General features: G+C 42.0%; 24 protein-coding genes. 8 read left to right on the forward strand and 16 right to left on the reverse strand.

Going from position 1 to position 23747, the window contains the following annotated elements; all coding sequences use genetic code 11:
* Positions 1–42: 42 nt before the first annotated feature.
* Positions 43–1659 (reverse strand): helix-turn-helix domain-containing protein, encoded by a 1617-nt coding sequence (locus GNE10_RS12880; protein WP_185565517.1) that lies wholly within the window; start codon positions 1657–1659, stop codon positions 43–45.
* Positions 1660–2257: 598 nt separating this feature from the next.
* Here GNE10_RS12880 and GNE10_RS12885 point away from each other — a divergent pair.
* The 5 genes from GNE10_RS12885 (at position 2258) to GNE10_RS12905 (ending at position 6769) form a co-directional block, all read left to right on the forward strand.
* The gene (locus GNE10_RS12885) at positions 2258–2599 is read left to right on the forward strand and encodes a hypothetical protein (protein ID WP_185565518.1); all 342 of its coding nucleotides are present in this window, start codon (positions 2258–2260) and stop codon (positions 2597–2599) included.
* On the forward strand, positions 2596–3441 hold the full coding sequence (coxB, locus tag GNE10_RS12890) for a cytochrome c oxidase subunit II (RefSeq protein ID WP_185565519.1): 846 nt from the start codon (positions 2596–2598) through the stop codon (positions 3439–3441). The genes GNE10_RS12885 and coxB overlap by 4 nt, the downstream gene beginning before the upstream one ends.
* Before the next feature lie 126 nt (positions 3442–3567).
* Entirely contained in the window at positions 3568–5226 is a 1659-nt protein-coding gene (ctaD, locus tag GNE10_RS12895) for a cytochrome c oxidase subunit I (RefSeq protein ID WP_185565520.1), read from the forward strand.
* 73 nt (positions 5227–5299) lie between these two features.
* Positions 5300–5911: a heme-copper oxidase subunit III gene (locus tag GNE10_RS12900; RefSeq protein WP_185565521.1), complete on the forward strand. Its 612-nt coding sequence runs from the start codon at positions 5300–5302 to the stop codon at positions 5909–5911.
* A gap of 261 nt (positions 5912–6172) precedes the next feature.
* Entirely contained in the window at positions 6173–6769 is a 597-nt protein-coding gene (locus tag GNE10_RS12905) for a hypothetical protein (RefSeq protein ID WP_185565522.1), read from the forward strand.
* A gap of 272 nt (positions 6770–7041) precedes the next feature.
* On the opposite strand, the gene GNE10_RS12910 is transcribed toward GNE10_RS12905, so the two are convergent.
* From GNE10_RS12910 to nifB, 15 genes are all read right to left on the reverse strand, one after another.
* Positions 7042–7341, reverse strand: coding sequence for a 2Fe-2S iron-sulfur cluster-binding protein (locus tag GNE10_RS12910; protein WP_185565523.1), 300 nt, complete (start codon positions 7339–7341; stop codon positions 7042–7044).
* Positions 7342–7377: 36 nt separating this feature from the next.
* Positions 7378–7749, reverse strand: coding sequence for an iron-sulfur cluster assembly accessory protein (locus tag GNE10_RS12915; protein WP_185565524.1), 372 nt, complete (start codon positions 7747–7749; stop codon positions 7378–7380).
* 13 nt (positions 7750–7762) lie between these two features.
* On the reverse strand, positions 7763–8515 hold the full coding sequence (locus GNE10_RS12920; protein WP_221642832.1) for a HesA/MoeB/ThiF family protein: 753 nt from the start codon (positions 8513–8515) through the stop codon (positions 7763–7765).
* Positions 8516–8575: 60 nt separating this feature from the next.
* Entirely contained in the window at positions 8576–8893 is a 318-nt protein-coding gene (gene nifW, locus GNE10_RS12925) for a nitrogenase-stabilizing/protective protein NifW (RefSeq protein ID WP_185565526.1), read from the reverse strand.
* Complete coding sequence (locus GNE10_RS12930) at positions 8883–9125, reverse strand: CCE_0567 family metalloprotein (RefSeq protein ID WP_185565527.1); 243 nt, start codon at positions 9123–9125, stop codon at positions 8883–8885. The genes nifW and GNE10_RS12930 overlap by 11 nt, the downstream gene beginning before the upstream one ends.
* A gap of 26 nt (positions 9126–9151) precedes the next feature.
* Positions 9152–9628, reverse strand: coding sequence for a NifX-associated nitrogen fixation protein (locus tag GNE10_RS12935; RefSeq protein ID WP_185565528.1), 477 nt, complete (start codon positions 9626–9628; stop codon positions 9152–9154).
* On the reverse strand, positions 9625–10029 hold the full coding sequence (gene nifX / locus GNE10_RS12940) for a nitrogen fixation protein NifX (RefSeq protein WP_185565529.1): 405 nt from the start codon (positions 10027–10029) through the stop codon (positions 9625–9627). The genes GNE10_RS12935 and nifX overlap by 4 nt, the downstream gene beginning before the upstream one ends.
* Before the next feature lie 38 nt (positions 10030–10067).
* Positions 10068–12761: a bifunctional nitrogenase iron-molybdenum cofactor biosynthesis protein NifEN gene (locus GNE10_RS12945; protein WP_185565530.1), complete on the reverse strand. Its 2694-nt coding sequence runs from the start codon at positions 12759–12761 to the stop codon at positions 10068–10070.
* Between the two features lie 65 nt (positions 12762–12826).
* Positions 12827–13141, reverse strand: coding sequence for a Mo-dependent nitrogenase C-terminal domain-containing protein (locus GNE10_RS12950; RefSeq protein WP_185565531.1), 315 nt, complete (start codon positions 13139–13141; stop codon positions 12827–12829).
* 99 nt (positions 13142–13240) lie between these two features.
* Positions 13241–14779, reverse strand: coding sequence for a nitrogenase molybdenum-iron protein subunit beta (gene nifK / locus GNE10_RS12955; RefSeq protein ID WP_185565532.1), 1539 nt, complete (start codon positions 14777–14779; stop codon positions 13241–13243).
* 51 nt (positions 14780–14830) lie between these two features.
* A complete protein-coding gene (gene nifD, locus GNE10_RS12960) occupies positions 14831–16312 on the reverse strand; it encodes a nitrogenase molybdenum-iron protein alpha chain (protein ID WP_185565533.1) in 1482 nt (493 codons plus the stop codon).
* A gap of 105 nt (positions 16313–16417) precedes the next feature.
* On the reverse strand, positions 16418–17311 hold the full coding sequence (gene nifH / locus GNE10_RS12965) for a nitrogenase iron protein (RefSeq protein WP_185565534.1): 894 nt from the start codon (positions 17309–17311) through the stop codon (positions 16418–16420).
* 201 nt (positions 17312–17512) lie between these two features.
* Positions 17513–18454, reverse strand: a complete 942-nt coding sequence (gene nifU, locus GNE10_RS12970) for a Fe-S cluster assembly protein NifU (RefSeq protein ID WP_185565539.1) — start codon at positions 18452–18454, stop codon at positions 17513–17515.
* A gap of 182 nt (positions 18455–18636) precedes the next feature.
* Positions 18637–19836 (reverse strand): cysteine desulfurase NifS, encoded by a 1200-nt coding sequence (gene nifS, locus GNE10_RS12975; RefSeq protein WP_185565535.1) that lies wholly within the window; start codon positions 19834–19836, stop codon positions 18637–18639.
* A 274-nt stretch (positions 19837–20110) separates the two neighbouring features.
* Entirely contained in the window at positions 20111–21553 is a 1443-nt protein-coding gene (nifB, locus tag GNE10_RS12980) for a nitrogenase cofactor biosynthesis protein NifB (protein ID WP_185565536.1), read from the reverse strand.
* Positions 21554–22751: 1198 nt separating this feature from the next.
* Here nifB and GNE10_RS12985 point away from each other — a divergent pair.
* From GNE10_RS12985 to GNE10_RS12995, 3 genes are all read left to right on the forward strand, one after another.
* A complete protein-coding gene (locus GNE10_RS12985) occupies positions 22752–23018 on the forward strand; it encodes a nitrogen fixation protein NifZ (protein WP_096590566.1) in 267 nt (88 codons plus the stop codon).
* Positions 23015–23218: a putative nitrogen fixation protein NifT gene (gene nifT / locus GNE10_RS12990; RefSeq protein ID WP_185565537.1), complete on the forward strand. Its 204-nt coding sequence runs from the start codon at positions 23015–23017 to the stop codon at positions 23216–23218. Before GNE10_RS12985 ends, nifT begins: the two co-directional genes overlap by 4 nt.
* A 112-nt stretch (positions 23219–23330) precedes the next feature.
* Positions 23331–23486: a hypothetical protein gene (locus GNE10_RS12995; protein ID WP_185565538.1), complete on the forward strand. Its 156-nt coding sequence runs from the start codon at positions 23331–23333 to the stop codon at positions 23484–23486.
* The last annotated feature ends 261 nt before the right edge of the window (positions 23487–23747 follow it).

The following is a 23747-nucleotide window of genomic DNA, read 5'->3' on the forward strand; positions in this document are numbered from 1 at the left end:
GCCAAGGGGAGGGTTGGGGAGGGGTCTTGTCTATGTGTTGCATTATTTTTTCAAATTTGTATAATTTATACCCAGCACTTTTCGCAATAGTAACTGGTCTTCTGACTTAGCTTGAAAACGCCCATTTTCAATATCACGAATCCAACTCTGACTTTTACCCGTTAGCTGTGCCAAGTCTCTTTGACTCAATCCCAATCTTTTTCTGGCCTCAAGAATATACTCAGTAGAGAGGGCTATTTGCGATTTTAATTTTGTTTTGCTCTTAACAGCCCGCCGCTTCTTCTTAGACTTCGCTAGTTGTTTTTTCCACTCAGGTGGCATTTCAAAATATAAGATGCGGGCATTCATTAATCGATTCCACTTGCCACGAGGTGGAGCATCGGTTAATCGGCTGCCATTACTACTACCATCATCGATCCAGAATTCTAATGCTGCTTCCCCATCTTCTGGAATATTAACCAACTTAACCCACAAAGGTTGAATTTCCAATGGGTAGCTAACTGGATCGAATATGGGTTTGAGTCCATAATGATTGAGTACCTCTAAATCACTTTCAAATATTCTTAACAGACGTTGGCGATTCTCTGGTTGCAAAGATACTTGGCTAAGTTTTCCCTCGCCGTAAGCAACTCTCATCAGAGTGGGAATCGTAATGCGCTGTTCTTTACCCATTTTGGTTTTAAATAATAACCACAGCATTATCCGCGCTGCACCCTCATGCTGTTGCCAAATCCTCATTACCGCACTCAGTAAAGTTTTGGGTAAAGTACTGTACTGATAGAAAGCGGTACGCTCCTTGCAAGCTTGGCCATTGAGAAAATACTGCGCCCACTCACCGACTTTAATTTTGAAAGTCAATCCAACCAGATGTTTGCATCCGACTTCATCTTCCTGAAAGTGGTGCTGAATCTCCAATAAATGCCATAAACGGCTTTTTTCCAGGTAAATACCCTTAATTTTTCCTTGTGGCGGTAAATTAACAGAAGTTATAAGTTGGCATGGTTGTTGAGCAAGTTCTTTAATTAAAGCCAGCTTAGTAGATTTGCTCAAGTCTTTGCGCTTGTCGAGTCCCAAATACTCTTCAATTTGTCTGTCGTTGATGATAAATTCCTCTTCCCAAGGCCGATCTAGATTAGTGGCATGAGCAGCATAGATCAAGTGCATACACGCGGATTTAATATCAAATGTCTCGATCGCGGATAAAGCTTTTGCGCCTTTAAGGGCTACTGGTGGAGTTGAATCAAAAGTTTCTGTAACTCGGAAGGCGATCGCACCCTTACCGTTATTAATTTGTCGTTGATAATATAACTCTCCTGTGGCATCAATTTCCCAAGGTAGAGATTGTCGCTGTGCTAAAACGTTGCATAATTCCCAAATGACGATGGCTGAGGCAAAAGGATGGCTTTTACCGTCAGTGAACAGCTTCGGACTAGCAACTGTTTTGGCATCAATCTTGCATCTACCCTTTTTCGCTTGATAGGGTACGGGTGAATTAACAGGACAGGAAAGTACACACTGCGGTGTCAGATAACCTTCACAGTTATTACACAAACTGGGATCTATCCAGTAGTCACCTTCGATAACTTTAATTGCACCTTTAGGACACTGAGGCAGGCAATTGTCACACTGAATACAACGTTTAGTAATGGCGTAGGACATATATTTGTAAGAGTGATTTTCAAGCGGAAATGCTAACCAAAATTACATATATTTACTAGCTTCAGCTTCTATTTATTCCTTTTATTCCTTTTTTTGGCAAAGATGCTTAATTACTGCTAGATGCTTCTGGTGCGCCATCGCCACAAAAGTTTATATTACCCAAAGCTGTTGTTCTTACCTTTCAATAATTGTTCTCAAAATCACATTCCTCCAAATTATTATTAGTAACTTTTCTAACTGCAAAATAATGATGTTTTTGTTCATTTTGAACTATTAAACGAATCTTCATATTACTGAGTAGTATTTGTTTTGGCAAAAAAACTTATCAGATAGCGGTCAATTTTACCTCAGTAGAGTTTGGTAGTGAGTACAGCAATACCAGCATTTCCTTGCTTGTAAAGACTTGTATCCTCATACAAATACTAGTACCCTGCCATAAAAAAACTTTTAATTGCTTACCCCTTAAAGGTTTAAACAGTTGAGTACATCCTTAATATACGCTACTGGGAAATGAAGTAGCTGATATAACACTGTTTATATACAAAGTGCTAACAAGAAGGTTCGTGCAATCAACATTAATTAGTCAATTAGTCACAAAATGAAACCTAAACTATTGAATTTTTTAACAGTTTTGTTATTAACCTTAATAGTTCTTTCTCCAGCTTTGGTAGTCGCAAACGTGGTTTGGCAGCAACATCTCGATTTTATGGCGACACAACATTTACTCTATACCGTTCAACAGAGGCAGCACTTAACTACTAATGGGGAAATTGTCTATGTCTTACTATGGTTGATGTTTTTTGCCCCCGTTGGTTTTTGCTTAGGCATTGCTTTATACGACAGATATCTTATTTATCGTGCTGCTGTGCTGCAAAAACAAGTTGAAATGTTGGAAAGGTTGTGGCAGCGCAGTACTTATTCAAAGGAAATTATTTTATGAAACAAATTCCCCTTGGGATATTAACTTTAATTGCAGGTATTTTAATTACTTTAATTAGCTTGTGGGTAGGACAAAATAATCATCTTCTGCCAGAGCAAGCTTCTGCCCAAGCGCCTTTAGTAGATAATTTTTTTAATGTCATGGTAGCCATTGGTACTGCTTTATTTTTGGTAGTACAAGGGGCGATTCTGATTTCTGTCATCAAGTTTCGCCATCGTCGCGGGGATAACGGCGATGGAGAGCCAATTGAAGGCAGCTTTTCTTTAGAGATTTTATGGACTATCATCCCTGGAATCATTGTCATCGGACTGGGGATTTACAGTGTAGATGTTTACACAGAAATGGGGGGAATGGATGCCATATCTCATCACGGGATGAAGCACGAGTCCATGATGGCAAAACCCCACTCTAACCCGATTGGCATTGGTTCTACCCCTGTAAATGAAGGTAAACCGCCATCTCTAGTAGTCAACGTCACCGGAATGCAATATGCTTGGCTGTTCAACTATCCCGATAACAATGTTGATACTGGCGAACTGCACGTTCCCATCGGTCAAGATGTACTCCTGAATATTTCTGCAAATGATGTAATTCACTCGTTTTGGGTTCCCCAGTTCCGGTTGAAGCAAGATGCAATTCCCGGACAAGCCACACAGTTACGCTTCACCGCCACCAAAATTGGAACCTACCCAATAGTTTGCGCCGAACTTTGTGGCGGCTATCACGGCAGTATGCGTACTTCCGTAGTCGTCCACACACTAGAAGATTACCATCGCTGGCTGGCAGAAAATCGCGTAGCCCAACAGCCAGAAATCGATGAAACCGTTGCTGTCAACCCTTAGCTATTTTTTGACGATACCAACTTCGGATAAGTCATTTTGTTTAAAACTTCTGCAATGAGTTATCAATCAAGATTTTCCATCCAAAATCTAAAATCTAAAATCTAAAATCTAAAATCCCAAATTGGTATGACACAGTTAGAAACTCCCCAAACCACAACAGTTGTTATTCAGCACCAACCACCCCACAGTTGGAAATGGTACGACTACTTTACCTTTAATATCGATCACAAAGTCATTGGCATTCAATACCTGGTGACAGCTTTCGTGTTTTATCTAATTGGCGGATTGATGGCGATGGCCATCCGCATCGAATTAAATACACCAGATGCAGATTTCCTCGATCCCAATCTTTATAACGCCTTTATGACCAATCACGGCACGCTGATGATTTTTATGTGGATTGTGCCAGCTGCCATTGGCGGATTTGGTAACTTCCTTGTGCCGTTGATGGTGGGGGCGCGGGATATGGCGTTTCCTAAATTAAATGCCATCGCTTTTTGGTTGAATCCCCCAGCAGGGGCGTTACTTTTAGGTAGTTTCTTTTTTGGTGGTTCCCAAAGTGGCTGGACTGCTTACCCGCCATTGAGTTTAATTACAGCGAATACTGCCCAGACAATGTGGATTTTAGCGATCGTCTTGGTGGGTACTTCCTCAATTTTGGGGGCGTTAAACTTTGTCGTCACCATCTTGAAGCTGAAAGTATGCAGTATGCAATGGACGCAAATGCCGTTATTTTGCTGGGCAATTTTAGCAACTTCAGTTTTAGCTTTGCTTTCTACCCCAGTGTTGGCGGCGGGATTGGTGCTGTTATTATTTGATATCAACTTTGGTACTTCTTTCTTCAAGCCTGATGCAGGCGGAAATGTAGTGCTTTATCAACATTTATTTTGGTTTTATTCCCACCCCGCAGTATATTTAATGATTTTGCCCATCTTCGGCATTATGTCCGAAGTGATTCCCGTACACGCCCGCAAACCGATATTTGGTTATAAAGCGATCGCCTATTCTAGCTTGGCAATTTGCGTTATCGGTTTATTTGTTTGGGTACACCACATGTTTACCAGTGGTACACCCCCTTGGATGCGGATGTTCTTCACTATCTCGACTCTCATTGTTGCCGTTCCCACTGGCGTGAAAATTTTTGGTTGGGTGGCTACACTGTGGGGTGGTAAAATCCGCTTCACCAGTGCCATGCTATTTGCCATTGGCTTGCTTTCTATGTTTGTCGTTGGCGGATTGGGCGGCGTCACCTTGGGTACAGCACCTTTTGACCTCCACGTCCACGACACATATTATGTAGTCGGTCATTTCCACTACGTCTTATTTGGCGGTTCTGTATTTGGCATTTATGCCGGGATTTATCATTGGTTTCCCAAGATCACAGGAAAGATGATGAATGAAACTTGGGGACGGATTCACTTTGCCTTAACCTTTATTGGTACTCACCTCACTTTTTTGCCAATGCACCAACTAGGATTACAAGGAATGCCGCGCCGAGTCGCCATGTATGACCCTCAGTTTGCGGGAGTGAATCATATTTGTACCATTGGCGCAATGATTCTCGGAATATCTGTACTACCCTTCTTCTTTAACGCCATTTGGAGTTGGCTGTATGGTACTAAAGCCACAGATAACCCTTGGGATGCACTAACTTTAGAATGGACAACCACTTCTCCACCCCCGATCGAAAACTGGGAAGTATTGCCTGTAGTAACTCACGGCCCCTATGATTACGGCCGCAGTGTTGAAGTTAATCAAACAGCCCAAATAGCTGCCTCTATTTAACACCAAGGCAATAGGGAATGGTCAACACTAAAGACTGTTCCCAGTTCCCCGTTCCCTCTTTAACTATAAATTTATGCAAAATTCAACTTTAAATACCCCAGAAATCTCCTTAGGTTCAGCCGCTTCCCATGAAGAACATCCAGACTTGCGGGTGTTTGGGCTGCTGACGTTTCTGGTTTCCGAGTCGTTAATGTTTGGTGGCTTTTTCGCCAGTTACCTCTATTTGCGTGGTGCTACCGCAGTTTGGCCTCCCGAAGGTACAGAAGTCGAATTACTCGTACCTGCTATCAACACCGCGATCCTAGTTTCTAGTAGTTTTGTCATCCATTTAGGTGATACAGCGATTAAAAAGAACAATCTCGCCGGAATGCGCTTGTGGTATGCCATTACAGCTTTGATGGGGGCTATTTTCTTGGGAGGTCAAGTATATGAGTATTTGACTCTGGGATATGGGTTAACTACCAACGTGTTTGCTAACTGCTTTTACTTGATGACAGGATTTCATGGTTTACACGTATTTATAGGGTTGTTGTTAATACTGGGCGTGCTGTGGCGATCGCGCCGTTTCGGTCATTACTCTGCGACTAAACACACAGGTATTGAAATGGCGGAAATCTACTGGCACTTTGTAGATATTATTTGGATTATTCTCTTTTCGCTGCTGTATATCCTGACTTTGTTTTAAACGAAATCAACGTTTGATTTTGAAAGCAAACGAAGAATTATCATCTAACTTTAAGGGGGCGCAACGTATCTGTGCCCCTATCAATTACAAAGTATCTACAGTTGCAAACGGCAGCAAAAACTTAAACTTTTGGGCAAAATCCTACACAATTGCCTAATATGACCGAAATAATCGTATAAATATAAAAAATGTTACTTGCATCTATAAATAGGGAACCTTAATTAGAGAGGATATTTTTTCTATTTTAGGTTTCTAGTAATTATGCCAAAGTTTAATATCTTGCAGCCCTTCAGGAAAAAATCACAACAATCTCGCTGGCCTGTATGGTTGCCTTATCCAACTTGTTGGCTAAAATCTTTAATTATCTCTATATTTTTGCAATTTATTATATATGTAGCTCAAATGATTGGAAAGACAGGTTATTTTATTGCAAATTCTGTCCGAAGTATAGAGTTATTAGTTTTATTTTCAATAATAACCATCATCTCTCCTATTGTTATAATTGCACTTACTCATCACTGTTTACATTTAGTTTTAAGCCGTTTTCTTCCAGATATTCAAGCTCCAGAGATAGGCATTACAAAGGGTTTTATCCCAAAACTGATGAGTTGGTGGGAAGGATTATATGGCTGGCTTGTAATCATTCTTTCAACATTAGTATCAATTTTTATTTGCACTTTATTATTACCATTTTTTAACTTGAATTACCTACAAGCAGTTGAAGACTATACGGATTTTCAACGAAGAATAATAGTAATATTTGGAATTACTTGGCTGATTCAAGGTGCTTTACTATATCAGATTGAATATTTAGTGAGAAACTGGTTACTATCTGTATATTCTCAAGATAAATCATGAGAATGAGCTAGGAGAAAAATCTATGGTTTAACTTTTTACCTAGCTTATGAAAAATTCTTTATACACAAAATCGCTTCGTAATTTTTTTGAATTATTAGGTTAGGGGCTAGTGGTCTATAGCATTAGTTCTGAGAGATAAATAAGTTTGTAGTTAGGACTTTAGTCCTTGATTTTTAAGCACTGAAGTGCTTACTACAAACTCATCAAAATTAATGGGACAGCTAGGGGTTAAAGAATGATTTTTCAATCAATCAACAGTCAACCGTCAACAGTCAAACCAAATAGGGTTCTTGGTGAGTGCGAATTGTGCAGTCAGAACGAGGATAGGAGACACAAAGGACAATAAAGCCTTTAGCTATTTGGTCGTCATCGAGAAATACCTGCTCAGTTTGATCTACTTCACCTTCAACGACCTTGGCGACGCAACTAGAGCAAGAACCAGAGCGACAGGAAAAGGGTAATTCTATATCTTGTTGTTCTGCGGCGTCGAGAATGGTGGTATTTTCGTCAATAGGGATGGTGATGTCAAGCGATCGCTTTTTATTAATTAGTCTTACTTGATAAGTTGTCATCTTCATGTCCTCAAAAATAAATTCAGGTTTTGAGTATCAGCTACAAGCTACGCCAGCAGGAGAACAATTACCTGCTTGAAACGATTTCCCACAACCACAGGTATCTGTAGCGTTGGGATTGCTAAACTTAAATCCGCTCTCCAACAAGCCATCGACAAAATCCACAACCACGCCTTCTAATAATGGTGCGCTTTGGGAATTAACATAGATGCGTAACTTTCCTTGTTGCAATACGATGTCATCGACTTGCGGAGCATTGATAATTTTGATGGAATATTGATAGCCACTACAACCGCCATCCTCAACTGCAACACGGATACCTCGTTGAGTAGTATTTTCATCATTGTTTGAAGCTAAAAGGAAAGTGCGAAGCCGAAATTCTGCTGCTTCTGTTAAAGATAAAGTCATAAAATATACCTTTTTAACTTTGACTATTGACTAAAACACGATTTAAGTGTGAGTGGGTGGGATAGTGATGAGAATGAGTACCGCAAATTGGACAATTGCGATCGCGGTATGAACGACGTTTAGCAAATGTCAACTGGTGCAAATTCATTGTCAATAGTTGCGATAACAATGGTTGACTAAATCCAGTAATTAACTTGATTGCTTCTAGTGCTGTCAAACAAGCCAGAGTACCAGAAACCGCACCCAGCACGCCAAAGCCACGTTGATCCCATTCTGGTTTTTCAGGAAATAAGCAAGACAAGCAAGGTGTCACACCAGGAATAATTGTCGTTAAATAAGCCTCCATTCCATCCATTGCGGCTTCTACCATCGGCTTGCACCAACGCACGCAAGCTGCATTCAATAAATCGCGTTCGGTAAAATTATGGGCGCAGTCCAGCGCCACATCGGCGGATTGAACCAAGAAATCTACATTATCTGGCGTTACGTAATCAAAGATGGCTTTAACTTCCACATCTGGGTTAATATCCGTTAGCCGTTCTTTGGCTTTAAACACGCGGGGTTTACCCACCCAATCATCACTCATGAGAATCTGACGATTCATATCATCTAACCGCAACTCACCGCCTCGAACCAGAATCAGCCGCCCAACGCCAGCCACAGCAAGGTAAAGTGCTGCTGTACCGCCTAATCCTCCCACACCTGTAACTAGCACCGTTGCTGACTTGAGCCGTTGTTGTGCTTCTTTACCAAAACCAGGAAGCATGATTTGGCGGCGATAACGTTCTAATTCAATTAGGGAGAGATTTACCACTATTGATTTCTCCTAGCTTGTGGCAATTTCTGTGAGCATAACAATATTGTTTGGCTTGTGTTTAAACACCTTGAACAACTTTTGTTCTAGAGGTGTAGAACTAAGAAAAACTTCATAAGCTTTTTTAAGTGCTGTAGAGTATAAATCGAGTTTCTCAGCTTGGCTTAGTTTTGAATTATGAGCATCAATCTCACGAATTGATTGAGAAAACAGCTTTAAAATATGCAGACGATTAACATGGACAACTTCAGGGTCATAGGAGAGTTGAAAAAACTCGAAATATTCTTCTGCATTTACAAGTTGATTGAAACGTTCAACATCAAATTTCATAATGTTTCTCCCATTTTTTGAGTTGACACTTCATTTGATTTAACTGACGATATACTTCATAAGTTTCGGCTGCTAATGCTGTCAATTTCTGGTAATCATTTGGTAAACCTTCAGCTAAATCATGAAGATCCATCTTCAATTGACCAGCTTTACTATTTAGCCGCTTAATTTGTAGTTTTAACTCTTCAATAGCTTTTTGATTGACTGCATGTGTTTCTGTCAATTGCACCATAAATATCTCTCTTTCTGATGATGTTTTTAGATTTTGGTTACTTCGGTGTATTTTTCTGCTAATTCAATGCCCTTTTGTGCCAGCTTATCGCCCTCTTGTGCTAATTTTTCTAGAGAATCAAAGCCGAAACGGTGAGCATCGCGTAAAGTTCTGGCCACTAATAATAAACGGCCGGAAAACACCAGAACCCAGCCAAAACCTTCATGACTCAAGTCGATTACAACTTGGGATAATGAATGAGTTTTTTGTTCAATTTGGGACGCGATCGCCCGATAGAATGACATAATTCTGGCTTTTGTAGCGGCTTCCACATCACCCTCTACAGAAATTTGGCGTTTAGCTTGCTTGCTGACAATATAAGGTTTGAGAATTAATTCATCCGACCAATTGCGATAAAATCCATAGGAATCTTGGGCGCGAATTTGTCTAATTAACTCTTGGACAAAAGCAGAATTTAAAGCTTCGCTGTTAGTATTTTGGTTGATAATTTCAGTTGAATTCATACACCTACTTCCTCTTCTTCAAAATTCGATGATTTTTGTAATAAAGCTTTTCGTAACCAAGGAGGAGGACTACCTTTTAAAGTTTGGACTAACTTTTCCAGAACATCACTTATTTCATCATCTTCAGACCTGGCTTTGATTGGTGTAATACGTTTCTTGATTAACCGAGCAGCCGCACTCCCACCAATTGCTGATACATAAACAATTGTGCAATCAGCCAAAGCTTCAATTTTTGGCAATAATTTATCTTCATTGCCATCTTCCTTAAGGTCACCATCAAATCTTAAAGTATTGAAAAACTGATAACCCTCAGTTGAAACTTCATAAACATCTATTTTTTTCGCCCAACCAAAATGAGCATTAATATGAACTTGGTCGCTAGTTGTAAAAGCAATTTTCATATTTAGCCTCCAAAGATGAATCAACAGTCAACAGTCAACTAATTTTCTTCTATCTCCAAAAATAAATTGCCAATATCAAACAACAGTTGAATAGTTCCTCGGTAGCCGACAGTACAACGCTGTCCATTACCCAAACGGTCAAAAATCGGAAAACCGAGACGATAGAAAGAAGTATGCAGACGACGAGCAACGGCTTTACCATGAGAATTTGCAATTACCAGGTCAGAACCCACCGCTAATTGCTCAAAATCTTCCAAATCGCCAATAGTAACGCTTTCTACTGGCAAATTCTCTAACAGTGGCGACTTTGTAGTTGTGACTGCGGCGTGAATTTCCGCACCCATCGATCGCAAAAACCAAGCTATTGACCACAATAAATCAGGTTCCAACGCTAACGACACCCGCTTACACCCAAAGTAAAAGTGAGTATCAAGCATGGCATCTTGTAACTGACGGCGTTCATGGCAATATTTTTCTGGGACTGCATTCCCGCTAATATCTACTAGTCCTTGCAAAAAGTTATCAACTGCACCTAAACCAGTTAGTTGGGGAAACACTTCAAACGGTATGTCAAACTGAGTTTGTAAACTCTCGGCTGCACCCCGCATACTCTCACCTAGTGCGAGGGTAAACACCGAACTACCCATCTCTCGCAGTTCTGGTAACGTTGTCCCACCACCAGTCACCGCACTGTAGGAATCATCCAAGTGACCATCAAGGGAGGCGGAAAGGTCGGGTAATACAATGGGTTTTAACCCAAAAGCAGAAACAATTTCTTTAATTTCCTGGACATCTCCAGGGGTAAACGCAGAACTTACCAAAATATTTACTTGGTCTAATCTGGTTTCTCCCAATTGCGGCAATTCCTTAACTATACTTTCCACGGCGGCGGCAAAACCATCTTGCAATGCACTTTTAAAATCAGGCGTAGAAGCAAAGACAATGGGCAAATCATATAATTCTGGGTGACGCTTGCGGATACTTCTGAGGATACCTTCCATGTCATCCCCTCTAGTTTCCGTGAGTCCAGTTGTACACAAACCGATAATTTCCGGCTTTGATTTCTCTACCAGCGTCAGAATTGCTTGCTCAATATTTTCCTCGCCACCTAAAATAGTGCTAACTTCCGTCATAGCTGTGGTGGATAGGGGAATAGCTTCCCGAAAATGCCGCACTAACATAACTTTGGCGAACGCAGTACAACCCTGAGAACCGTGAAACAAAGGCATTACACCCTTCAATCCTAAAAATGCTAAAGCTGCACCTAAAGGTTGACTTTGCTTGAGAGGATTCACCGCAACCGACTTGGAAGAATTTTGGATTTTAGATTTTGGATTTTGGATTGAAATTGCTTCCCCTGCTCCCTCTTCCCAAGGTGCAACCTGACGCACCTGCACCCATACCGGACTATGCAAAGCCTCGTCTAATTCTCGCGCCATTTCCACCATACCCACATATCCAGCATAGGGATGATGGCGTTCTTGATTAATATCTAAAAATGGAATGCGGGCTTTCAGGGCAGTGTATTGATTGCGACCACCAGCAATCAGCATATCCGCTTTTGTCTGGGCAATCACCCGGAGTAATTCTTGGGCGTTGCCTTTTTCCATAGCAATGCCATCTTTTCCTAGTAATTCTTTGATCCTCGCTTTATCTTCTTCAGTACTTTTCTTGGTGCTAGTGGCGACAACTTCCATGCCTAAGTCCTTAGCCGCCGAGATAATAGACCAACTTTTCACACCTCCAGTATAAAGGACAACTCGCTTGCCTTGAAGACGGGCACGATAGGGAGCTAAAGCAATATCTAGCGCAGTAGTTTCTTCTGTAATTAGCTTTTCTACTCTTGCTTGTAAACTTTGGTCGCCTAACTTTGCGGCAATATTCCGCAAACAGCGATTCATATCATCTACACCATAGAAAGATTCTTCAATATAAGGGATACCATAACGCTCCTCCATCTTTCGCGCCACATTAATCAAAGCTTTGGAGCAAATCATCACATTGAGTTTTGCACGGTGAGCAGAACGCACTTCATTATACTTAGCATCACCCGTAATTTTAGCGAGGACGCGAATACCTAGTTTTGCAAATAAGGGCAGAACACCCCACAATTCACCCGCAATATTGTACTCACCAATCAAATTAATATCATAGGGAGTGGTATATTCTGGTTCAGCAGTACCGATGACATATTCTAGTAAAGCTTCGCCACCGACGCGATTACCCAGATTTTTACTGCCAATAAAACCAGGGGAATTTACAGGGATGACGGGTATACCTGTTTTCTTAGCCGCCGCTTCACAGACTGTATCCAAATCATCGCCAATCAGCGCCGTTACACAAGTGGAGTAAACAAACACCGCCGCAGGTTGATAGCGTTGCTGTACTTCTAGAATGGCTTTGTACAGCTTCTTTTCGCCACCAAAGATGATATCATTCTCACTTAAATCAGTCGTGAAACCCATTTTGTAGAGATGAGAATCAGAGGAAAGACTACCACGACCACCCCAAGAATTACCAGCGCAAGCGATCGGCCCGTGGACTAAATGAGCAGCATCAGTAATGGGTACTAGGGCGATGGATGCGCCATCGAAGGCACAACCCCCTTGGGCTGCACCGGGTTGGGCTTGTTGGTGGCAAGATTGGTTTTTCTTCTGCCCATGCTTGTGGTGATTGTGTTCGCATCCTGGCTCACTTAGCAACTCGTTAATTTTGCCTTGGGTGATTTTCATGGGTGTTTGAGAAAGATTTTTTAACGCAAAGGGGCGCAAAGGTAAACGCAAAGGTACGCAAAGAGTTAGCAGATGTATTTGGTGATATCTTCGCCACATTCATCAGAGAGGTAGGAGAGGCTGCGGAAGCGTAAACCCACAAATTCGTCGTAGAGAGGATTTAATTTGCAGAGTGGGGGAATGTGGAAAGTGTGTTTGAGGAATTTAAGGTCGCGTTCAAAAGGACAGCAACAGGGAATAATGCGGCAAATGAGATGGGCGGTATGGCGATCGCTAACTTGAATTCGATCCACCCATCGGCGTAACGGAGAGAGAACATCAAAGAAGCGATGGCGTCTAGCGCACCGGAGGTGGTCGCGGCTGTGAATGATTGTACTCATAGCAGGCTGGTATAAGCAGGAACGAAGACAAGGGGGACAAGGAAGACAAACAGAATAATTAGTATCAATGCCCAATGCCCCATGCCCCATGCCCATTTACTATCGAATCAAGTCGTAGGAAATATCGGTCTTAGATGGAATAATGGTGTTGCGATCTAACTCATCTAGGAGTGTGTTAACAATCCAGTTGAGTAGGTTGATTGTACCTTGGTAGCCGTAGGTGGCGTAGCGGTGCAGGTGGTGGCGGTCAAAGATGGGGTAGCCAATCCGCACGAATGGGGTTTTGGTGTCGCGCCAGAGATATTTACCGTAGGAATTGCCGATGAGCAAGTCTACAGGTTCGGTAAATAGTAAAGAACGCATGTGCCATAAGTCGCGTCCACCGTGAATTGTCGCACCTTGCCCAAAGGGGCTAGAGTCAAGTAATGCTCTCAGTTCTGCCTCAAAATGTTCGTTGCTATTGCTGACAAGGATGTGAACTGGTTCTGCACCAACTTCTAATAAGAATTGCGTCAAACCAATTACTAAATCGGGATCGCCATACATTGCAATCCGTTTACCATGCAACCACGCTTGGGAATCAGTTAACGCATCCACCGCCCGTCCCCGTTCATCTTCTAATTGTTGGGGAATTAGCTTACCAGTTAACGCCGACAGTTTCATCAAAAATTCATCAGTACCACGAATCCCTACGGGACGGTTAACGTAGGTCTTTTGATGCCATTCGTGTTCGATGTATTCGCGAGTTTTGGTAGTGGCGTAAGCTTGGAGTGCGATCGTCGCTTCAGCATTAATCGAATCAGCCGCATCTTCTAGCTTAGTTCCACCTGGATACATATTATATGTACCGTTATTCGGAGAATCCAAGTATTCCGAGTTATCTGCCAACAGGGTATACTCAATTCCCATCACATTAGCAATCCGCTTAATTTCCCGCAAGTTGCCAATATATGTTTCAAACCCAGGAATAAAGTTAATTTTGCTGTTGGTTGTCTCTTTCTTCTTACCTGCTGTCAAATTTGACAAAATTCCCTTCATCATGTTGTCATATCCCAAAATGTGGGAACCGACAAAACTGGGAGTATGAGCATAAGGAACGGGGAATTCTTCCAAAACAGCACCTTCTTCTTTGGCAGTTTTGATAAAAGCTTGCAAGTCATCCCCAATCACCTCCGCCATACAAGTGGTGCAGACAGCGATCATTTTGGGTTTATACAGATTGTAGGAAACAGACAAACCTTCAATCAGATTCTTCAAACCACCGAATACGGCTGCATCTTCTGTCATAGAAGAAGATACAGCAGAAAACGGTTCTTTGAAGTGGCGGGTGAAGTGACTGCGAAAGTAAGCAACACACCCTTGAGAACCATGTACAAAAGGTAGTGTACCTTCAAAACCAACAGCAGCTAAAATTGCTCCTAAAGGTTGACAAGCCTTCGCAGGGTTAACGGTCAAAGCTTGACGGGAAAAGTTCTTTTCGCGGTATTCCCAGGTTTTCGTCCACTCAGCCATCTGGGTAACTTGCTCGGCCTCATGCCCACATTCAAACTCTTTCTTAGCTTGAAATAACTCCTGATACTCCTGCTGTTGAAAAAGTTCAGCATGATCCTTAATCTTATTTACATCATTTTGAGCCATCGATATCCTCCTTCAAAAAACTCTGCGAACCTTTGCGTTAAAAAAAAGCTCTTACTTCCTCCAAGGCGCACCAATTAAACTCCAAGTTGGGCTATTGAGAGCAAGATCCATATCACGGGCGAAGATAGCGAATCCGTCGTAACCGTGGTACGGCCCTGAATAATCCCAGGAATGCATCTGGCGAAAAGGAAGCGCCATTTTCTGGAAAACGTACTTCTCTTTAATCCCGGAAGCAATTAAATCTGGCTTGAGTGCTTTGACGAAATGCTCAAATTCATAAGCAGACACATCATCGTAAATTAAAGTGCCATTTTCTATGTAGTTGGTGGTGCGCTTATAATCATCGTTGTGACCAAACTCGTAGCCCGTACCGATAAGCTTCATACCCAGGTCTTCAAAAGCAGGAACAACGTGACGGGGACGCAAACCACCGACCATGAGAGCAACTGTTTTACCTTCTAAGCGGGGGCGATATTTTTCTAGTACAGCTTTGGTTTGAGCTTCGTACTTGGCAATAACTTCTTCTGCTTTGGCTTGAATAGTTTCGTCAAACTTAGCAGCAATTTCTCGCAAAGATTCAGCAATCTTGGTGGGGCCGAAGAAATTATACTCCAACCAAGGAACGCCATAAGTTTCTTCCATATGACGCGAGATATAGTTCATAGAGCGGTAGCAGTGAACTAAGTTAAGTTTCACGCTGGGGGTGAGCATCATCTCATGTAGAGTACCGTCTCCAGACCATTGAGCCACAACTCGCAAGCCGATTTCTTCTAACAGGATGCGGCTAGACCAAGCATCACCACCGATGTTGTAGTCACCGATAATTGCTACATCGTAGGGGCCTGGTTCAAATCCTAGAGTGCCTTCTTTCTTGGCTTTGTCAGCTTTGGGAAATACCCAGTCGCGGATGGTGTCGTTGGCGATGTGGTGTCCGAGGGATTGGGATACACCCCGGAAGCCTTCGCAACGTACGGGAACAACAGTTTTACCAGTTTCCTTGGATTTCTTCTTAGCAACGGCTTCAATGTCGTCACCAATTAGACCAATCGGACATTCGGATTGTATGGAGATACCACGATTGAGGGGGAACAGTTCTTCAATCTCATCGATTAATTTAGCGAGCTTTTTATCTCCACCAAACACGATGTCCCGTTCTTGGAAGTCGGAGGTAAACTGCATAGTGCCGAAGGAATCGATACCAGTAGTCCCAATGTAGTAGTTACGCCGACCCGACCAGGAGTAGTAACCGCAACCAACGGGGCCGTGGCTGATGTGAACCATGTCTTTGATGGGGCCCCAAACCACACCTTTTGAACCTGCATAGGCGCAACCACGGGTGGTCATTGTACCGGGAATGGATTTGATGTTGGATTTAACGCCGCAATCAGATTTACCTTGTTCGTAAACGTTGAGGTGTTTTTCGCGCTTTTTGCGGGATTTTTCAGGGTAGGCTTCTAGTGTCTCTTGAATAAGTTCTTTTTTATCAACGACTGGCGTTGTTTCGTTTAAAATCGGGGATTCGGTAGGTGTCATAACTCTTTAGGGATGAGGGGAATTTGGGTGGTGCAATGAAGTGAGAGTTCGTAGTAAGGGCTTTAGCCTTCCATTTTTGAGGACTAAAGTCCTCACTACAAACTACTAAACTAGTGCAGTGGTTTTGTTTGCGTCTTGGGCGATCGCATTTTGATATTCTTCTTCACCACCGAGAATGCCAAATTCAACTAGCAGTTCTTCCAATTCGTCCATTGAAATGGGGGTGGGAATAGTCAGCTTGGTATTTTCTTTGATTTTCTTAGCCAAAGCACGATATTCATTGGCTTGGGGATGTTCAAAAGCGTATTCAATAACTGTCATCCGACGCAGTTCTGCATGTTGCACCACATTGTTACGAGGAACAAAGTGAATCATTTGCGTGTTGAGTCTCTCAGCCAATGCTTCAATCAATTCCACTTCGCGATCGACATTACGGCTGTTGCAGATTAGACCACCCAAGCGTACACCACCAGAGTGAGCATATTTGAGAATACCTCTAGCAATGTTGTTAGCAGCATACATAGCCATCATTTCACCAGAGCAAACGATGTAGATTTCTTGCGCTTTACCTTCGCGGATTGGCATAGCAAAACCACCGCAAACAACGTCACCTAATACGTCATAGGAAACGAAATCTAAATCTTCGTAAGCGCCGTTTTCTTCTAAGAAGTTGATGGCGGTGATGATCCCACGTCCAGCGCAGCCTACACCAGGTTCAGGGCCACCAGACTCTACACACTTCACACCTTGATAACCAGTTAGCAATACTTCGTCCAATTCCAAATCTTCAACTGCGCCACGTTCAGCAGCTAGGTGCAAAATGGTGGTTTGAGCTTTGGAATGGAGCATCAAACGGGTGGAATCTGCTTTAGGGTCACATCCCACAATCATGATCCGTTCGCCCAATTCAGCAAGGCCAGCGATCGTATTTTGAGAGGTTGTAGATTTACCGATACCGCCTTTACCGTAGAATGCGATTTGTCTAATGTTGTCAGTCATGGTTGTTTTTCCTGCAATAAATTTGGTGATTGAGGTTTTTTAGTGGTCTGGGTTCGAGAGTGCGATCGCTTCTCTTAAACGTCGCTGGTGGCGATGCCTTCTCTTTCTGAGGGCGGGCTTCGCCTACGCTCTAACACCTTTGGTTCGGGAATAGAGATAGATGGCATATTTTGGGTAATTTGTAATTAAGGGGGTCATTTACTAACGACCCTTAGAAATGCTGAATAATGGGTCAACAGCTTCTACTCGTAAGCTTGGGCTGACACGCTCTTGCAATTTTGCTTCAACGGCAACTTTCAGGGTGGCGGTACTGCTAGGACAAGAACCACAAGCACCTTGCAATACTACTTGGACGTTATCCCCTTGTACGTCGTACAGTTCGATATCTCCGCCATCAGCAATCAGCAGTGGTCTAACTTCTTCATCGAGAATTTTTTGAATCAAGGCGATTTTTTGGACTGTTGTTAGCGGCCGTGGGGATTGCACTTGAGTGGTGGTAATATTTGCCGCAATTTGGGTGCTTAATTTATAGCTAGTACCAACAGCTACCGCTGATTCCTGTTTTACCGCAGCGATTAGGTCATCGATATTAGCAAGACAAGAACCGCAACCGCCACCAGCTTTGATATAACTTGTTACTTGTTCGGCAGTGGTGAGGTTGTTTTCTTGAATCACCCGGCGAACCTTGGCTTCGCTGATACCAAAGCAACTACAAACCAATGTACCTTCATCATCTTCATGGACAGCTAGGGGAATACCCCGGTATTTAAAAATTGCGGCTTCTAACGCTTCTTGTCCCATTACTGAACAGTGCATCTTGGCTTCTGGTAATCCGCCTAAGTATTCAGCAATCTTTTTATTAGTGACTTTCAGCGCTTCATCTAAGGTTAGACTTTTGATTAACTCAGTCAAAGCCGAAGAAGAAGCGATCGCACTTGTACAGCCAAAAGTTTGAAACCGAGCATCAAGAATCCTATCGCTGTCTACTTCTATTTTCAGGTGCAGTCTCAAAGCATCTCCGCAAGCAATACTGCCCACTTCACCAAAAACCACTGCTACCCCTGCTTCGTTGCTATCTTCTATTGCACCTTGGTTTTTAGGATTGTAAAAAAGTTCTAGTACCTTATCAGTATATTCCCACATAACCGATTTTAAATTTTGGATTTTAGATTTTAGATTTTGGATTTTGGCATTGGGCATTGGGCAAGCAGGAAGTGTGGGAGGGGTGGGAGGTGTGGGAGGATGAGGAAGAAATCTTTCCTCCCACACTCCCCACACTCCCCACACTTCCCTATCCCCTCATCTCCCCATCTCCCTTGTCCCTATCAATGAGCAAAAGCTTCTTCCCGCCCTTGCAGCCAGTTGGCTTGGTCGTTATTAAAGGGAGAAATAGCGCGTAAACGTTGGACAATTGCAGGCATTACTTCTAAAACTCGGTTTATTTCGGCTTCAGTGGTGTAACGTGAAAGACTGAAGCGAATCGAACCGTGCAAAGTGGTATAGGGTAAGCCCATTGCGCGCAAAACATGGGAGGGTTCTAAGGAGCCAGAAGTACAAGCCGAACCAGAAGAGGCACAGATACCGTATTGGTTGAGGGATAATAAAATCGCTTCCCCTTCGATATACTTGAAACCGATGCTGGTGGTGTTGGGCAATCTGTGTGTAATATCACCGTTAACTTCAGTATTATTTATTGCAGATAATAAGCCTTGTTCTAAGCGATCGCGCAGCCTAGCTTCTCTTTTGCTTGCCTCTTTTATGTGCAACAGTTCTAGTTCTGCGGCTTTACCTAAACCAATAATACCGGGCACGTTTTCTGTACCTGCTCTGCGTCCCCGTTCTTGGTGTCCGCCGATTAACAGGGGCCGGAATCTCACACCACGTCTGACATACAGTGCACCCACACCTTTGGGAGCATGGAGTTTGTGACCGGAGAGGGTAAGCATATCGATGGTGCTGGTCTTGAGGTTGAGAGGAACTTTACCCACCGCTTGCACTGCATCCACATGGAAGATAGCACCTGCATCCTTCGCCCGTAACCCAATCTGTTCAATGGGGAATACTACGCCGGTTTCATTGTTAGCATACATGGTGGAAACTAAAGCGGTATTGCCAGTTAAAGCGGCTTCTAGTTCCATCAAGTCAATTTGACCTTTACGGTCTACAGAGAGGTAGGTAACTGTGTAACCCTGTTTTTCCAGTTGTTTACAGACATTGAGGATAGCTGCGTGTTCTACTTGTGTGGTAATAATGTGGCGCTTGTCAGGTTGTGCTGCTAAAGCTGCTTTGATAGCTGTATTATTTCCCTCAGTACCACAACTGGTAAAGATAATTTCCGAATCCTCTGCTCCCAACAAAGCTGCAACTTGCGCCCTGGCTTCCTTAACTGCTTTCCCTACTTGTCCGCCAAAACTGTGCATCGAAGAAGGGTTACCGTAAAACTCGCTGAGGTAGGGCAGCATTACCTCTATAACTTGCTCGTCTACCTTAGTTGTGGCGTTGTTATCTAAATAAATCACGCTCATGGTTCTATACTCACCATTTCTTATTGATGCTTGGATATTGGGAATTGTGGGATGATTTGTCTCACGCAGAGGTACTTTAGTAGTAGTCCGTCAAGTTAACTTTGCTGGGTGAGGTCTGGGGAAAGGGAAAGGGGAAAAGGGTAAGGGATTTAAAACCTTTCCCCTTTACCCTTTACCCTTTACCCCGCCAAGACCACTAGGTGCAGAGAGTAAGGAGTTATGAATTTGATTTGTGCAAGAGGTTTATTAGCTCCCATGCGTTATGCCCCATGCCCTATTGACTAAGCCATTTCTCGTAAAATTCCAAAGCCACCTTTTCAATCACGTCGTAGGCTTCAACAGTTTGTAAGCCGGCTTTTTGCAATTCTTCCTGGGGACAGTGACCAATTTTAGAAACCAGAACCGCTTTGCAATCGGAGATAGCTTGAATAATGTTTTCTAAAGTAGCTTCCTCGCCGTATCCACTTTGGCAATAATGGTCAATTTTACGATGACCGACAAATTTAGCACTGCTACCATGCACTTCGTAAATCATAAACTCCTTAGCATGACCGAAGTGCTGGTTAACCAAACCACCGCCTTTGGTAGCAACTGCAACTAAGATTTTTGGTCTGTTCTTCAGAGATGTTGTATGCAAGGTCTCTACAACTTTTTCCTTAGTAGCTTTAATTTCTTGTTGAGACTTTTCAATCTGTGCATGAACTTCTTGGCGTTGCTCCAAATTGTATTCTGGAGCCATTTCCATAAATTTCTCTTTAGTAAATTCTTGACTGCGGTCTTCACCTAATAACCCCACTGCATCGGCGCGACATTGACGACAATGGCGCATCATTTTCATATTACCAGAACATTTATCTTGTACTGTTTTCAGTTCTTTAGGATTCGGGCCGCGTTGACCAGTCAAACCAAAGTGAGTACCATGTTCTGGGGCAGAAATTAGCGGCATAATGTTATGGAGAAATGCGCCCTTGGAACGGATAACTTCGTTTACCTCTACCAAGTGTTCATCGTTAATTCCCGGAATCATCACCGAGTTAACTTTGCAAAGAATATCTGCTTCTTTGAGGGCTTGCAATCCTTCCATTTGCTTTTCGTGCAAAATGCGGATACCTTCAATACCTCTGTAGCGTTTGCGTTTGTAGTGAACCCAAGGATAAATCTTTGTCCCGATTTCTGGGTCTACCATATTAATAGTTATGGTGACATGATCGATATTGAGTTGTTTAATCCGATCTACATAATCGGGAAGCATTAATCCGTTGGTTGATAGGCAAAGTTTGATATCTGGTGCTTTCTCGGCAATTAACTCGAAGGTGCGGAAAGTCTTTTCTGGATTCGCTAGAGGATCTCCAGGGCCAGCAATTCCCAAAACAGTCATTTGGGGAATTTTGCCTGCAATCACTAAAACTTTGTGCGCTGCTTCTTCTGGTGTGAGCAATTCGCTAACAACACCAGGACGACTTTCATTAGCACAATCATATTTGCGGTTACAATAGTTGCATTGGATGTTGCAAGCTGGTGCTACTGCAACGTGCATCCTAGCATAGTGGTGGTGCGCTTCTTCGCTATAGCAAGGATGTTTCTCAATCCGCGCTTTAATTTTCTCATCTAAATTAGTGGTGGCATAGGTTTTGCTGCTGCAACCACAACCGCCAGATTTAGCTTGAGTTTTTGTCTCCGTAGTGGCACAAGTTAGTAGCCCTGTAGGTGGTGTCATTGAATTTCGCTACGTATTTGGGTTGGGGGCTGGCTTGATGAAAGATGCTTGAGTTTCGATCTCAGTAGAAATTAAAGTCGCGTTGCACTTTGAGAGCAGTCACTTCTATTCATAGAGACTTGCTACTATCGCATCTCCAATCACCGATCGCTACAACCTTTTATAGTGATAACTGTCAAGTTTTTGTTAGTGCATTAGGTTGCTAGCGATACATATTTCATTTATAGCAGCCACCCAATGGGAGGCAATTTTGAGTGGTTTTTATAATTTATTAAATTAATTAAGTTTGTACTCAAAAATCGAAGCTTATGATTACCAAGGTTTTAGAAGATTTGCAAAAAATTTTTTAGGTATGGGTACTAGTATTTTTGGGGTAGGGTACGAGTATTTATGATGAAGGGGTTCAAGTATTTCTGTACTCGCCTTGAACCTAATACTAGCAATAGTTTGAGTGTAATATAAGTTGTTTTTTGAACTTGGTAATTTGTACTCAGATTGTGTTTCGTCGCTGCCTAAATGCCCTATTTACTTAGATAGTTTGGAAATGAATAACCGGAGTAATTAACTAAGCACTACTCCAGTTGTTTTGCAAAATTCAATTCTGTATCTAAAATAACACTTTTTTATTTGAAACAACTAATCTTAAAAAAACTTCATCGAAAATCGTATTTAGATATACAGACGCACTATGTCTCTGAGTTTCAGGCTACTGTTAGCCATAGATATCACCCCTTGGGCTAAGGATTTTCTAGCCTTTTTAAAGCATTATTTAGTCAGGCGATCGCCAACTCAAGGCTGATTTTTTCTGCAACTTATAGGATTCATATTTGATTTTTGAAAAAAACTAGGTACACTTCTACTCTCTGTTCCCTATTCCCTGTTCCCTATTCCCTATTCCCCGTTAATAACTCTCACTAATTAGCCTGATAAATACCAGCACCACTAAACTCAAAATACTAGTACCCTGAGGTGAAAAAATTTTTTTCTGCTTGTAAATTATGACTGCATCGAACTCAATAGTAATTGAGTACAAGCTAATATATGCGATATTCTGATTAGCTCAGCCTGATATAAGTAATACATAATAACCCTGTCACTTACGAACCCTTTGCACACCAGTTAGCTGAATTAAACATACAAATAATTTCTCCTCTGCGGTGTGAATAATAATTCTTTAACCTACAGGATGAGTAATTTTATGCAATTAGATGAATTAGAACTAGACTTACCACCAGCCTTTGAAATTGGTTCCAAAGTCAGAACACGCAAGTTAATCCGCAATGACGGTACATACCCCGGTCAGGAAATTGGTGCAACACTAGCAAAAAAGGGAGATATCGGCTATATCGTCAGTATTGGTACATTTTTGCAAAATTCCTATATCTATGCAGTGCATTTTATCGAAAAGGGCTTGATTGTCGGTTGTCGCAAAAAAGAACTAGAAGCTGTTGAGGAAATTAAATGAAAGTCATGCTGCGTCAAAATGCTGCTGGACAGTTAGTAGTCTATGTTGCCAAAAAAGATCTTGAAGAAGAAGTGGTTAGTCAAACAGTGGGATCTGAGGGGAAGATTTTGACTTTAGCAAATGGTTGGGAACTAGCAATTCCAGATTTACCAGAACCCCTACGATTACCGCAGACTATAGAGGCTAAAAGATTAGCTTAAAAGTTCGTCGATTCATTATCAAAATATCAGTAGGCGGAAAAATTTGGCGATCGCTCCGTGATTGATATCTGTAAAACCGATTTTTTATGGTAAATTATTTTGATATCAGTATTTGGATAAAGCTGGTAGTCAAACTTACATAGATGTGCTTGAACAAATTACCGGTTGTGCCAAAATTGAAGCTTTAGAACGTTCCATTGAGCCTCTCAACCTTGGTTTAAAAGATTTAATCGAAGAAACTTCAAACATTGCCACCAATAAAACTTAAACATTCATAAAATTTAGATGCATTCTTCTTAAAAAAGAGGAAGATTACTTTGTCGATAAATTTAACTAAGAAAGTTATAAACCGATGAAGAAATCTTGGCGCTATTTACAAGAGTTTTTGATATTTAAATTAATTTATCCTGTTTTATTAAAATATATTAATGAGCATCTCATCACAGCAAATGACGAGATGGAAAAAAATAAAAAGGAAAATAACGTTCCCAATTTAGAACCTGAATATCAACAATTACCTATTCTTAGG

This window comes from Nostoc sp. 2RC, assembly GCF_014222165.1.
Lineage (GTDB): Bacteria > Cyanobacteriota > Cyanobacteriia > Cyanobacteriales > Nostocaceae > Nostoc > Nostoc linckia.

What these genes read in the sequence shown, in the direction of transcription:
- GNE10_RS12930 (WP_185565527.1), bottom strand. Translation starts at nt 9,125, where the DNA reads ATGGTGCAATTGACAGAAACACATGCAGTCAATCAAAAAGCTATTGAA.
- GNE10_RS12915 (WP_185565524.1), bottom strand. Translation starts at nt 7,749, where the DNA reads ATGACTTTATCTTTAACAGAAGCAGCAGAATTTCGGCTTCGCACTTTC.
- nifK (WP_185565532.1), bottom strand. Translation starts at nt 14,779, where the DNA reads ATGGCTCAAAATGATGTAAATAAGATTAAGGATCATGCTGAACTTTTT.
- nifB (WP_185565536.1), bottom strand. Translation starts at nt 21,553, where the DNA reads ATGACACCACCTACAGGGCTACTAACTTGTGCCACTACGGAGACAAAA.
- GNE10_RS12950 (WP_185565531.1), bottom strand. Translation starts at nt 13,141, where the DNA reads ATGAGTACAATCATTCACAGCCGCGACCACCTCCGGTGCGCTAGACGC.
- GNE10_RS12885 (WP_185565518.1), top strand. Translation starts at nt 2,258, where the DNA reads ATGAAACCTAAACTATTGAATTTTTTAACAGTTTTGTTATTAACCTTA.
- GNE10_RS12945 (WP_185565530.1), bottom strand. Translation starts at nt 12,761, where the DNA reads ATGAAAATCACCCAAGGCAAAATTAACGAGTTGCTAAGTGAGCCAGGA.
- GNE10_RS12910 (WP_185565523.1), bottom strand. Translation starts at nt 7,341, where the DNA reads ATGACAACTTATCAAGTAAGACTAATTAATAAAAAGCGATCGCTTGAC.
- ctaD (WP_185565520.1), top strand. Translation starts at nt 3,568, where the DNA reads ATGACACAGTTAGAAACTCCCCAAACCACAACAGTTGTTATTCAGCAC.
- GNE10_RS12900 (WP_185565521.1), top strand. Translation starts at nt 5,300, where the DNA reads ATGCAAAATTCAACTTTAAATACCCCAGAAATCTCCTTAGGTTCAGCC.
- nifD (WP_185565533.1), bottom strand. Translation starts at nt 16,312, where the DNA reads ATGACACCTACCGAATCCCCGATTTTAAACGAAACAACGCCAGTCGTT.
- GNE10_RS12920 (WP_221642832.1), bottom strand. Translation starts at nt 8,515, where the DNA reads ATGCTTCCTGGTTTTGGTAAAGAAGCACAACAACGGCTCAAGTCAGCA.
- GNE10_RS12880 (WP_185565517.1), bottom strand. Translation starts at nt 1,659, where the DNA reads ATGTCCTACGCCATTACTAAACGTTGTATTCAGTGTGACAATTGCCTG.
- nifW (WP_185565526.1), bottom strand. Translation starts at nt 8,893, where the DNA reads ATGAAATTTGATGTTGAACGTTTCAATCAACTTGTAAATGCAGAAGAA.
- GNE10_RS12985 (WP_096590566.1), top strand. Translation starts at nt 22,752, where the DNA reads ATGCAATTAGATGAATTAGAACTAGACTTACCACCAGCCTTTGAAATT.
- GNE10_RS12935 (WP_185565528.1), bottom strand. Translation starts at nt 9,628, where the DNA reads ATGAATTCAACTGAAATTATCAACCAAAATACTAACAGCGAAGCTTTA.
- coxB (WP_185565519.1), top strand. Translation starts at nt 2,596, where the DNA reads ATGAAACAAATTCCCCTTGGGATATTAACTTTAATTGCAGGTATTTTA.
- nifH (WP_185565534.1), bottom strand. Translation starts at nt 17,311, where the DNA reads ATGACTGACAACATTAGACAAATCGCATTCTACGGTAAAGGCGGTATC.
- nifX (WP_185565529.1), bottom strand. Translation starts at nt 10,029, where the DNA reads ATGAAAATTGCTTTTACAACTAGCGACCAAGTTCATATTAATGCTCAT.
- nifS (WP_185565535.1), bottom strand. Translation starts at nt 19,836, where the DNA reads ATGAGCGTGATTTATTTAGATAACAACGCCACAACTAAGGTAGACGAG.
- nifT (WP_185565537.1), top strand. Translation starts at nt 23,015, where the DNA reads ATGAAAGTCATGCTGCGTCAAAATGCTGCTGGACAGTTAGTAGTCTAT.
- nifU (WP_185565539.1), bottom strand. Translation starts at nt 18,454, where the DNA reads ATGTGGGAATATACTGATAAGGTACTAGAACTTTTTTACAATCCTAAA.
- GNE10_RS12905 (WP_185565522.1), top strand. Translation starts at nt 6,173, where the DNA reads ATGCCAAAGTTTAATATCTTGCAGCCCTTCAGGAAAAAATCACAACAA.